The 13,238-nt window shown below is 30.4% G+C and carries 9 protein-coding genes; all 9 read right to left on the bottom strand.

Annotated elements, in window-relative coordinates:
- Positions 1-108 precede the first annotated feature (108 nt).
- The 9 genes from ACFWTK_RS00935 to ACFWTK_RS00895 all read right to left on the bottom strand — a co-directional run bounded on the left by ACFWTK_RS00935 (position 109) and on the right by ACFWTK_RS00895 (position 13,236).
- Positions 109-1,953 (bottom strand): polysaccharide biosynthesis protein, encoded by a 1,845-nt coding sequence (locus tag ACFWTK_RS00935; protein ID WP_415874283.1) that lies wholly within the window; start codon positions 1,951-1,953, stop codon positions 109-111.
- 301 nt (positions 1,954-2,254) lie between these two features.
- Positions 2,255-3,334, bottom strand: a complete 1,080-nt coding sequence (locus ACFWTK_RS00930; protein ID WP_415874282.1) for a tetratricopeptide repeat protein — start codon at positions 3,332-3,334, stop codon at positions 2,255-2,257.
- A 126-nt stretch (positions 3,335-3,460) separates the two neighbouring features.
- A complete protein-coding gene (locus tag ACFWTK_RS00925) occupies positions 3,461-5,197 on the bottom strand; it encodes a phospho-sugar mutase (RefSeq protein WP_415874281.1) in 1,737 nt (578 codons plus the stop codon).
- Between the two features lie 113 nt (positions 5,198-5,310).
- A complete protein-coding gene (locus ACFWTK_RS00920) occupies positions 5,311-5,934 on the bottom strand; it encodes a 50S ribosomal protein L25 (RefSeq protein WP_415874280.1) in 624 nt (207 codons plus the stop codon).
- Between the two features lie 80 nt (positions 5,935-6,014).
- The gene (locus tag ACFWTK_RS00915; RefSeq protein WP_415874279.1) at positions 6,015-6,830 is read right to left on the bottom strand and encodes a hypothetical protein; all 816 of its coding nucleotides are present in this window, start codon (positions 6,828-6,830) and stop codon (positions 6,015-6,017) included.
- A gap of 80 nt (positions 6,831-6,910) precedes the next feature.
- Complete coding sequence (locus tag ACFWTK_RS00910; RefSeq protein ID WP_415874278.1) at positions 6,911-7,924, bottom strand: alpha-hydroxy-acid oxidizing protein; 1,014 nt, start codon at positions 7,922-7,924, stop codon at positions 6,911-6,913.
- A 120-nt stretch (positions 7,925-8,044) separates the two neighbouring features.
- Positions 8,045-8,494, bottom strand: a complete 450-nt coding sequence (locus ACFWTK_RS00905; protein ID WP_415874277.1) for a DUF523 domain-containing protein — start codon at positions 8,492-8,494, stop codon at positions 8,045-8,047.
- 14 nt (positions 8,495-8,508) lie between these two features.
- On the bottom strand, positions 8,509-10,866 hold the full coding sequence (locus ACFWTK_RS00900; protein ID WP_415874276.1) for an endonuclease MutS2: 2,358 nt from the start codon (positions 10,864-10,866) through the stop codon (positions 8,509-8,511).
- On the bottom strand, positions 10,867-13,236 hold the full coding sequence (locus ACFWTK_RS00895; protein ID WP_415874275.1) for a U32 family peptidase: 2,370 nt from the start codon (positions 13,234-13,236) through the stop codon (positions 10,867-10,869).
- Positions 13,237-13,238 lie beyond the last annotated feature (2 nt).

The following is a 13,238-nucleotide window of genomic DNA, read 5'->3' as shown; positions in this document are numbered from 1 at the left end:
CCTAATATTAAGGTTTTCTAAGTTTACTCTTTCAGTGTATCTATATAACTTTATTTATAGTCTTTTCCATACCTAACAGGTATATGCATAAACTATAATTCCTTAAGCCTACATATATTGCTTTCTTTTATACGTAGGAACTTTTTCTTGAAGAAGTTTAATTATATCTTCCTTTTCTTTATAAATAACCTCTTTAAACTCGTTTATAGACTTTTCTACATAATCTACATCAAATTCCATAGGCTTTTCTACAAATATCTTTTCATGTTCTGTAGATGTTAAAGCTACTTCATCCATTAAAAGCTCCTCATATAATTTTTCTCCCGGTCTTAGCCCAGTATATTGTATTTTTATATCCTCATCAGGCTTTAGTCCTGATAATCTTATTAAATCTCTTGCTAAGTCCACTATTTTAACTGGTTCACCCATATCAAGAACAAATATTTCTCCTCCTTTAGCCATAGCTCCTGCTTGAATTACAAGCTGTGCTGCTTCAGGAATAGTCATAAAAAATCTGTTTATCTCAGGATGAGTGACAGTTACTGGTCCTCCTTCTTTTATTTGCTTTTTGAAAAGAGGGATTACAGAACCATTGCTTCCGAGAACATTTCCAAATCTAACTGCTACATATTCTGTCTCACTTTCCTTGTCAAAAGCTTGAATGATTTTTTCACAAAATCTTTTTGTAGCTCCCATGACATTTGTAGGATTTACAGCCTTATCTGTACTTATTTGTACAAATCTCTTAACTTTATACATGTCACTGCATTTCACTACATTATAGGTTCCAATTATATTATTTTTTATGGCCTCTGCTGGATTACCCTCCATAAGAGGCACGTGTTTATGAGCTGCTGCATGAAATACTACATAAGGATTATATTTACTAAATATCTCTTTTAATCTATTAAAATCTCTAATAGATGCTATAACCACCTCTAAATCTAAATCTGGATATTTAGACTTTAGCTCCATTTCCAGCTCATATGCGTTGTTTTCATATATATCTAATATTATCAATTTTTTTGGATTGAATTTAACTATTTGCCTACAAAGTTCAGAACCGATAGAGCCTCCTCCACCTGTAACCAATACAACCTTATCATTTATATACTTATTTATATTTTCATTATTGAGTTTTATTGGAGCTCTTCCTAGCAAGTCGTTAATATCCACATCTCTTAGTTGACTTATATTTACATTTCCATTGATTATTTCATAAATCCCTGGAAGAGTTTTTAACTTACATCCTGTTTTTTTGCATATATTATATATCTCTTTTCTTTCTTGAAAACTAACAGAAGGAAGAGCTATAAATATTTCTTCTACTTTACTATCTTTACATATTCTAAGAATATCATCTCTTGTTCCTATTATTCTAATTCCATTTATAACCTGACCTATCTTTGACAAGTCATCGTCAATAAGTCCTATTATATCGTAATTTAAAGTTTTATGCTTTTTAATTTCTTTTATAAGCATAGAGCCAGCATCTCCTGCCCCTACTATTAAAACCCTAGACTTTTTATCACTATCATCTATACCATTGGTATTTCTTCCAACAATTCTGTATATAAATCTAGTTCCACCTAAAGATCCTATAGATAAAAGCCAAAAGATAATATGCACAGTAGCTGGAAACCTATAGTACATATTTTCTATTAATTTATAATTTACAAAATAGCTATATACTATAAAAATAACATTAGACAGAGACACTGAATATACAATAGAGATTAATTCGTCTACAGAAGCATACTTCCATATATAATCGTATAGATGAAATATTCTATTACAAAGCAAAGTTATTAAAATAACAGGGACAATAGACACTTTAAAAAATACTATATATTCTTTAGGTATATTAAAGTCAAATCTCAATAACAGAGCAAAGTATAAAAATATAGTCACTAGCATAATGTCATAAACTACGAACTTTTTATTGTCCTTCAAGTTACCACTTCCTTAACGCTCTTTATTTTATCTACCCTAAATCATTTTACATCATTTTTAAAATTATTCAATGTTTTTTATATAATATTTAGGTTATGTGTATTAAAAAAACATGTTTTACGCAAAAATATAATATTATGCGTAAGACATGTTTATTATATCATAAATAGAGCTTTAAAATATGTTAATTTTTATCTATTTCTATCTATTTCTTTATATAATTGTACAAATTTCAGATTATACTTTATTAACATAGTATATTTCCTAAATTCACTTCTTAAATCTTTCATTTTCAATATATTTATACATTTTTCAACATAATTTCTAGTTCTTTAACTATTTCATCTTCTTTATTTATTTTCTTTGCAATTTCAAGATGAAGTCTTGCCTGTTTATAATCTCCCATATTTATATAACACATTATTAAATTAGTGCATACCTCAATAGACTTAGTAGCTTCAAATACTTTCCTTAAATATTTTACTGCCGTTTCAAAATCTCCAAGAGAAGCATAATTAATTCCCATTTCATTAAAAACTTCAGGATAGGAACTATCTATTTCAATAGAACTTTGTAGATAATAAATAGCCTTTTCAAAATTCTCTAATATTCTATATGCAATAGCTATATAATAATAGATTTCCGAACTATCGCCTAACTGATCCAGCATAGGAAGCAGTATCTGAAGTGCCTCTTTTGGTTCTTCATACACAATCTTTTTAGCTCTATCATATTCATTTATTATCTTTAAGGATTCTTTAAACTCGATGATTTCCGCTGTTTCTTCTCCTCCTTTAGAAATATAATTATTTATAGAAAATAAAGCTCCATAATAGTCTCCTTTATCTCTCTCTAACATAGCTTCATATAAATATGGAAGTGCATAATCTTCTATAGATTTAGCCTTATGAATTATCTCTAATTCCTCTTCTATATACATATCGTTAGAGGCCCTTAAGTTATCTGAAAGTATTATTAACTTATCAAAAACTTCCTTGCTTTTATTGATTTGAAGAAATCCTTTTAGCATAATATAGGCTTCTTCATATTTTTTGCTTTTTACCTTCTCTGCTATCTTTCCCTTTATAAATTCCGAAGATTTTGGCACACTATTTATGAGCTTTTTATAAATATTATTAAATCTAAAATCTTCGTCAGCTCCTAATACATATATCATACCTTCAATAAAAAATCCTATTGGTATACTTTCTACGTTTTTTCCTTCCTTTACTTTATTTATTATATCCTCTGTTGCTATTGGTATATAAATTTCTTCATTTTCTTCAAATTTAGCATTAAATATAGCTTCAACTCTTTCTTTTTTCATTTCTAAGAATAATAGATTTGAGAGTTTATCCTTAAAGTGAGCTTTTGCATCCATCTTTTTTCACCAACCTCGTCTAGTTATGATATGTATTTTATCAGTACCATTATAATATTAAATAGCTTTATTTGCAAAAGGTCATAAAAATAGATTAACTGCGAAAAATATCGCAGTTAATTAAGCTTATGCATTACATGAGTTGTTAATTATCTCCATAACAGACTCCTTTAAATTGTTCATTTTTCCTTCAGCATCTGTTATGCTATTACCTTTAACCGACAAATATATTTTCATCTTTGGTTCTGTTCCTGAAGGTCTTACTACAAAAGATGAACCGTCTTCTAAAATAAACTTAAGAACGTTAGATTCTGGCAAATCTATAACATGTTCTGTTAGTGTTATTAAATCCTTTTCTATTCCTTTTTTGTAATCTAGCTTTCTTACTATTCTTATACCATTTAAATCTGACTTCATAGAATGTCTTAGGTGCTCTAGTATTTTTGATATCTTTTCTTGTCCATCCTTTCCTTCTAACTTTATGGATACTAATTCTTCTTTAAAGAAGCCGTACTTTTCATATAAATTCATAAGACCGTCATAAAGGCTCATTCCCTTTTGTTTATAATATAATGCCATTTCGCATATAAGCATTGATGCTATTACTGCATCCTTATCTCTTACGAAGGTTCCTGCTAAATATCCATAACTTTCTTCAAATCCAAATATGTAGGACTTATCTCCAGTCTTTTCGAATTCTTTTATCTTTTCACCTATATATTTAAATCCAGTCAATACATCCATGACTTCTACATTAAAAGATTTTGCAATCTCAGCTGCCATATCAGTAGTAACAATGGTCTTTATTAACACCCCGTTTTTAGGAAGGCTTCCTTTTTCTTTTAAAGAGGATAATATATACTCAGTTAATAGAGCTCCCATCATATTACCTGTTAAAACTCTATATTCTCCTTTATTATCCTTAACAACTGCTCCTATCCTATCACAGTCAGGATCTGTTCCAAATATAATATCTGGCTCAATCTCTTTTGCCATCTTTAATGCCAAATTAAATACCTTTGGTTCTTCTGGATTAGGGTACTCTGCTGTAGGAAAGTTCCCATTTGGCATTTCCTGTTCTTTTACAACAAAAACATTTTCATAACCTAATTCTTTTAACACTCTCCTAACAGGTATATTTCCGGTACCATGAAGAGGAGTGTATATTATCTTTAATTCCTTAGCTTTTTCCTTTATCAAGTCTTTTCTTATGCTTAAATTCTTTACCTTATCTATATATGTATTATCAACTTCATCTCCTATAATCCTTAAAAGACCACTTTTTTTAGCTTCGTCTATATCTATAGATTTAATTTTAGAAAAATCATCAATATTATTTATAAATGATAAAATTTCTTTAGCCGCCTTATCAGTTACTTGTCCTCCATCTTCTCCATATACCTTATATCCATTATATTGCTTTGGATTGTGAGATGCTGTTATAACAATCCCTGCCTTACTTTTTAAATAGCCTACTGTATAAGATAAAACTGGCGTAGGTCTCAAGGATTCGAACAAATTGACTTTTATTCCATTTGCACACAAGGTTAACGCCGCAGATTCTGCAAATTCTTTGGACATATTTCTAGAATCATAGGCAATACTTACAGATATATCCTCTCCACGGTACTTATTTAGTAAATATTCTGCTAACCCTTGAGTTGCTTTTCCTACAGTATAAACGTTCATTCTATTAGAACCTGCACCTATAATTCCTCTAAGTCCTCCAGTACCGAACTCTAAATCCTTATAAAATCTATCTTCTAATTCTTTTTCTTCATTTATATTTCTCAATTCTTCTTTGGTTTTTTCATTAATTATTTCTGAATCCAACCACATATTATACTTTTCTAAGTAATTCATTTTATACCTCCTTGTACCAACTACTAAAGTAATTATACAATAAAATAATAAATTGGCAATATATTTTTTACAAAAAAAGTAAAAGGACTGACTTAACCAGTCCTACAAAAGATTTATTTTTTTTCTACAGGCGGCTTTTTATCTGTAGTTGAATTAATACTACCATTTATATTATTATCACTGCCATCTCCGCTTGTACTAGCGCGACTTACTACAGCTAATACGGTATTAGGTTCTTCCATAAAGGATATTTCATTTGAAATTTCTAAATCTGATATTCTATATACGTCACCTATATGCATACTAGAAACATCTACATGAATAGATTTAGGGATTCTATTATATTTTCCCTGAACCTTTATGCTGCTTTTTTCTTTTTGAATTATACCTCCATCTTTCGACAAACCTTCTCCTAAAAAGACTAAAGGCACTTCAGTTTGAATAACATTATCTTCATTTAATTCTTGTAAATCAATATGAATTATCTTTTGTGTAACAGCATCCTTTTGTATCTCTTTTATTAAAGCGTTATAATTTTCATTATTGATTTTTAAATTAACTGCCCCATGTTCTCCTATTTTAGAAATCTTCTTGTTTAATTCTAATTCTCCTATTTCAAATAGCATATTCCTCGTTTTTGAACCGTAAAGCACTCCAGGAACTAATCCTTTTCTTCTGTCTCTTTTTGCAGAATGCAGTGAAGTTTTTGTCCTTTCTATACCTTTTAAGGTTTCCATTATTATCCCTCCTATCTTTTTCTATTATTAACAGAAGGAATAATATTATACATATTTCAGTAGAAATATTATAATTTAGTTTATTTTATTAATTGAAATCTTTTTTCAATATAGTCATTTTCACTTTCTTTTATATAGTTTAGATATTCTCTTTTATTCATATCGATTATTTTTTCATAATTATCAACAAATCTTTTATAATACTCCATAGTATATATTATTTTTGTATATGCTCTAACTCTCTTTCTATTAAAAAGATTAGAAGCTTTTCTTTTACCACAAAATTTTTTTATTATCTCATAGCTTTCTTTACCTTTTGATATAAGCTTAGCTTTCTCATATTTTATCAACAATCCTTCTTCATACATTGGATATAATTTTGATAAAATTTCTTCACTAAATTTTACGCCTTCTTTTTTATACTCATCAACTGCTAAATTTATTTCATCAACTTTATCGTTGTACTTTTTAATAATATCTTGAAGTTTATCAGTAATGTCTCTAACCTGACCTGCTTCTTTTAATCCATCATGTTGAAGCACTTTCAGACTTTCACTCACATCTTTTAAGTCATTTATCTCTCTTTCTCTAACTTCATCACTTTTTAAAGCTTTCTTTATGCTTAGCTCACTTTCATCATTAAAAAATACATTTAAATAATAAGATAATTTAGAAAGCTCTCTTTGAAGTGTTTCATCTTCTACTACATTATCATCTTTATTTACATATAAAAATCTCGTCTCTATTTTTTTCAAAGTTTTTTTAACCATCAAAACTTGTCTATAGCTCTCTCCCTTACACAGAAATTCCTCTGATACGCTTACAGATTCTCCTCTTTCTAGATATTTTTCTACTTTTTTTAATATATTTTCCGATGCTGGTGTGTATATACTCATTTTTTCCTCCTACTCTAAAAGTACACTTTTAAAATAATGTGTAAAATTCATTGTTAGAATTCTACACATTTATATTATATCTAGTATATTATTCTCTTATCCACACTCTTAATATCTTTACAACCTGTAAGAACCATAGCTGACTTTAATTCTGCCTTTAAGCTTTCTACATAGGTCTTAACACCTTCCCTTTGTCCACCAAAAGAAGCTGTTACAAATGGTCTTCCTATTAAAACTGCATCTGCACCAAGACCTATCATTTTTAGTACATCTACACCACTTCTAATTCCTCCATCAGCTAATATTGTAATTTTACCTTTAACCCTTTCAGCTATTTCTGGAAGAACCTCGGCTACTCCTGGAGTTTGATCAAGAACTCTTCCTCCATGATTTGAAACTACTATAGCATCTACCCCTGCTTCCACTGCTAGTTCAGCTTCATCTGGAGTCATTATTCCCTTTAATATGAATGGAAGTTTTGTACTTTTTACTATTTCTCTTATTTCTTCTACAGTTTTTGGCATTACAGGTTTTCCATGAAGAGCTAGAGTAATTAATCCACAGGCATCTATATCCATTCCTACTGCAAAGGCTCCTGCTTCTTCAGCCATTTTTATTTTCTTGATTACGTTTGCATTTTCCCAAGGCTTAATGAATACTATTCCTTCTCCTCTAAACTTCCCTAGTTGTTCAAGATTTGTAATTAAGAATGAATCAACAGCAGTATCTCCTACCATAGGATATATTCCTGCATCTAAGCATCCACCTATTACCCAAGATATATATTCCTCTTCTGTAAACTTTCCGCCCATGTTTAAAGTAGTACCTGAAACTGGAGCCGCAAAAACAGGTATATCCATCTTTTTCCCAAAAATCTCAATTGAAGTATCAGGATCTTTAGCATCGTGTATAACCCTCATATTTAACTTGTAAGAATTTAAAGACTCATAATTTGCCTTAAACGCCTCACCAGTTCCTTTTCCTCCCATACCAGGCACTTCTCCTGCACAGGCAACTCCGTTGCATGAAGGGCATACTCTACAGCTTCCATTAAGATTAATCCTTGCGTTCTTTAAAACTTCCTTGTAATCCATATAAGCTACTTCCTTTCCGAGATAAATTTATTACCTAAACTTATATAAGTTTAGGTAATAGTATAAATTTTACTATATTATTATACTACAAAACTGAACAATAAAAATAGTCTATGCGAATTATTTTTCCAAAGTTTCTTCTGTAATAACCTCTATTCCATTTCTAAGAAATAGCTCTGCAGTAACACCATTTCCTTTTGTTAAAATTCCACTAAAGCTTCCATCATAAATTATACCGCAGCCGCAAGAAGGGCTTTTTGATTTTAAAATAGCCTTTTTAGCACCTACACTCTTTGCAATTTTTAAAGCTTCATAAGCCCCTTTTACAAACTTATCTGTAGAATCTTTTCCATCTCTGCTTATAACCTTTGCTTTGCTGTCTAATACATCAGCTCCAGTTCCTCTATAAATCTCATGAGGAACCCTTGGGGTGGTAAGCCCACCAAGCTGCTCTGGACATATTAATATAGCTTTTCCTTCCTTAAAAAGCTTAACAGCCTTTTCATTAAAATTATTTTTTCCGTTGTATTTACAATCAACTCCACAAAGACATGCACTGATCACTATCATTTTTTCTTTCCTTTCTATTTAAGCTCCACTACCGTAACTCCACTTCCGCCTTCTCCGTATTCTCCAAGTCTATAGCTCTTAACATGAGGATGTCTTTTCAACATATCGTTAATGGCCTTTCTCAAAATTCCTGAACCTTTACCATGAATTATAGTCACTTCTCCAAGGCCTCCTAAATAAGCATCATCTAAATATTTATCTGCTGTATATAAAGCTTCTTCAGAATCCATACCTCTTAAGTCCACAGAGGAAGATACCTGTCTTAAATTTAAATTCATTTCTTTCTTCTTATTCTTTTTCTTCTCATCCTTATTAGTGCCTGATGCTCTTAAATCCTTTATATTTACAGTTATTTTCATAATTCCAGCTTGAACTTGAACATCACCTTTATTGTCTGGCAATGTAAGAACTACAGCTTTAGTATTAAACTTGGTAAGGTAAACTTCCTGCCCTTCATATACTTTATCGAGTCCCTGTCCTTCATCTTCTCTTTTATACATAGCTTCTTCTACATTTTCTAGTTTCTCTTTTAATTTTTTTCTATTTTCCTCTAGTTTTTGGCGTACATCAGAAGAATAACCCATTCTTTCCAGTTCTCTAATATCCTTTAAAATTTTATCTGCTTCTTCTTTGGATTCTTTAACAATTCTTTTAGCTTCTCTTTGGGCTTCCAAGATAGCTTTTTCTCTTATATTTTGAAATTTGTCTAACTTTTCCTCGTACTTTTCCTTAAGCTTTATTGCTTCTTCTCTCGCATTTTCCGCTTCTCTTTGATACTTTTGTGCTTTTATGTTTTTATCCTGAAGAGATTGAATTAGATCTTCAAACTTAAGGGTTTCTTCTGATATACCCTTCCTTGCATCATCTATAATATAATCTGGAAGTCCAAGCCTTTTAGATATTTCAAAGGCATTGGATTTTCCTGGAACTCCGATTAAAAGTCTATAAGTTGGCCTTAATGTTTCTACATCAAACTCTACAGAAGCATTTTCTACCCCATCTGTTTTTAAAGCATAAGCTTTAAGCTCACTATAGTGTGTGGTAGCTATAAGTTTTGTTTCCCTTTTTCTCAAATTTTCTAATATAGAAACTGCAAGAGCTGCTCCTTCTGTTGGATCTGTTCCTGCCCCCAATTCGTCAAATAAAACTAAGGATTTTTCATCTGCATTATTTATGATTCTTACTATATTTGTCATATGGGAAGAGAATGTGGATAAACTCTGCTCTATACTTTGCTCATCTCCAATATCTGCAAAAATTTCTTTAAAGAAACTTATTTCAGAACCTTCACCTGCTGGAATCATAAGTCCGCTCATAGCCATTATATGAAGAAGACCAACAGTTTTTAAAGTAACGGTTTTTCCACCTGTATTAGGTCCAGTAATAACCAAAGAAGTTATACCTTCTCTTAAATAAATATCATTAGCAACTACTACTTTAGGGTCTATTAATGGGTGTTTTGCTCTAAAAATATTGAAATGTCCATTTTCATTGACTTTAGGGCAAATTCCATTTATACTTCCAGCATATTTTGCTTTTGCAAATATAAAATCTAGTTCCCAAAGTATGTTAGCATTATTTTTTACTATATCTATATTGTCGTAAACTTTTCCTGATAATTCTTGCAGTATCCTTTCTATTTCCGCCTTTTCCTTAAGTCTTAATTCTTTGATTTCGTTATTTAGATCAACTAGACTCATAGGTTCTATAAAAAGAGTAGCTCCTGAAGAACTCTGATCATGTACAAGTCCCGGAACAGCTCCTTTATATTCCACCTTCACAGGAAGTACATATCTTTCTCCTCTTATGGTATATATGCTCTCCTGGAGATACTGGGCATAATTCCTAACTAAAGAGTTTACCTTTGACTTTATAGATGAAGTCTTATCGTTTAAACTCCTTCTTATATTATATAAAGCTGCACTTGCCCTATCTGAAATCTCATCTTCTCCCAAAATAGCGTTATATATATCATCTTCTAGTTTTTTTATAGGAATTAATCCTTCACATATGTCTTCTATAACTCTAAAGGATTCCTCTTCTTCTTTATGACTTATATATGCTTTAAATCTTCTAGCACATCTTAAAAGATTAGCAATTCTTAAAAGCTGTACTGGAAGAAGAGAAAAACCTTTTTCAGCTTTTGTAATACCTTCTCTTACATCATACATTCCCTCAAAAGGAGGGTTCCCCTTTTTTATCAATAACTGAAAGGCTTCTTTTGTTTCCTCTAAATGTTCTCTGACTTCATAAGCACTGGAATAAGGCTCTAGCTTATTTATCAAATCCTTTGCTGCTGAAGTTGTAGTATGCTTTTTTAATTGTTCTTTTATCTTACCAAATTCTAAAACCTTTAAAGCTTTATCATTCATCTATTCTACTCCCCTTTTAAAATGACCTCTTGTGTAATCTCTAAAGTCTCCTTCAAATTTTCCTTTTTTAAAACTTTTAAGTATATTTATAGTATTTTCATAATCCTCATCTACAAAGTCCAGCCTAAATAAAGAAATATTCATATTTTTAATTTCATCTAAATTAGGTATTAAATTGATTGAAGAAGAATTATATATATGGCTTCTGCAGAACTTATCTGTGTTTATTACCATTTCTTCTCCCTTTCTGTCTTTCAACAGGAATCTGCCCTTCTCACATTCACCTTTGCATTCATTACTGCTATCCTTCCTTGCAAAAACACTCCCTATAGGACAATATTCACTAACCATAAGTTCTGGCTTTCCATATAAAAAGAAAACACAAGGCACAGCTGCTCTTTTTATAAATTCCTGTATTTCTTTTTTGTTTAACTCTAGGCTTATAGTAGCTGCATCTATCATCTTCTCGAAAAATTCTAAACTATAGCTATTAAAAATGTTTAATTTATAATCTCCAATTATTTCAGTTTTTCCTCTAAATCTATTTATTAGTCCTAAATTTGAAGTTATTATTCCCTTTATATTAGATAAGTTTTTTTCTATAACTTTACATACAATTTCAAACTCATCCTTTACAATGCTTGAGGTTTTTATATAAAGATTTTTACATTTTACTTCTTCTAATTTTATATCACAACTTCTCATAAAGAATTCTACTGCAATGTTTTCAACTTCACATTCCTCAGCTGCTTTAAGCTGCTCCCTTGTAGTAACTACAACTAAATTTCCTTCTATATTGCTTATATTTTCTTTATCGAATCTTATATTAAAATCTAAGCCTTTTTCAAAGCTTCTTTTTCCTACTTTTTTTAAATCCTCCATTATTTTTTCTATTAGTTCTCTACGAACTGCATTTATAGATGATACAGGTAAAAATCCCTCTTCAAATTCATCAAAGTCAATATTTACAATTTCAAAAGGCGTATCTCCTGTTTTTCTTAGATTTTTGCTTAATTTTTCTTTGTCCATAGGCTTATTCAAAGCCTTTTGTACTTCGTCCCCAATAACTTTGTATTTCTTATTATTACAACAAGTATTTAAAACTATAGGTTCTCCTACCTTAAATTTCACTTCTAATTCTATATCTGTTTTCCTTCCATATACATTTTCATAGGATTTAGCTAAAACACTGAGCATCTTAGTATCAGAAGTTTTATAAAGCATATCTCCTGCTTTATATTTAGTAGGCTTTAATTTAACAACATCTCCTCTATAGGCCTCTTCTACGTCTTTAGAATTTTTAACTATCTTAAAAACAGTAAAACCTTCATTACCAAATCTTACCCCATCCTGAAGCCTTATATCTTCTTCTAACCTAATAGTTAAATCTTTATTCACCTTTCCTAAAAAAACTCCTGTATTTTTAGGAAAATTATAAGACATCATATCACGTCCTATATTTCCAAACATATATGCCTTTGAAAATCCCTCTCTGTTAAACAGTTGAAGAAGTTTTTTCTTTTCATCTTTTATAGAAACATTATCTAAATGCCCATCATCAATTCCTAATTCTTTATAAGCTCCATCTATTGCTTTTCTATAAGATGATACTACTCCTGCTACATACTCTGATCTTTTCATTCTTCCTTCTATTTTCAAAGAACTTGTTCCACTTTCTATTATTTCTTTTACATTTTCTATGGTACAAACATCTTTTGGACTTAAGATATATCCTTTATGTGATTTTCCTGTTTTCTTATTGATTATATCATAAGGTAGTCTACATGGTTGAGCGCATCTTCCTCTGTTTCCACTTCTTCCACCAATCATACTGCTCATAAGACATTGCCCGGAATAACATATACATAAAGCTCCATGAACAAAAATTTCTGTTTCAATTCCTAAATCCTTAGATATATACTTTACTTCATCCAAAGATAATTCTCTTGAAAGAACAATTCTTGAAAAGCCTAATTTTTTTAACAAAATTGCTCCTTCTCCATTGTGTATAGTCATTTGAGTAGATGCATGGATCTCAAAATCTGGAAAGTTTCTTTTCACTAACTCAGCTATACCTGTATCTTGAATTATTAAAGCATCTACTCCTATCTCATATAAAAATTTTATATATTCTAAGGCTTCAACAATTTCACTCTCTTTTAATAAGATATTAACAGTAACATATATTTTAACATTATATAAATGACAGTATTCCACTGCCTTAATCATATTCTCTTCATCAAAGTTTGAAGCGTACGCTCTTGCTGAAAACTTAGTTCCTCCAAGATATACTGCATCTGCGCCATTCTGCACTGCAGCATAAAGACTCTCCATGCTGCCTGCTGGAGCCAATAGCTCAATTTTGCTCATAT

Source organism: Clostridium sp. (assembly GCF_047777555.1).
Classification (GTDB): domain Bacteria; phylum Bacillota; class Clostridia; order Clostridiales; family Clostridiaceae; genus Clostridium_H.
Note: the sequence above shows the minus strand (reverse complement) of the source record. Positions and strands in the feature narration are given on the sequence as shown.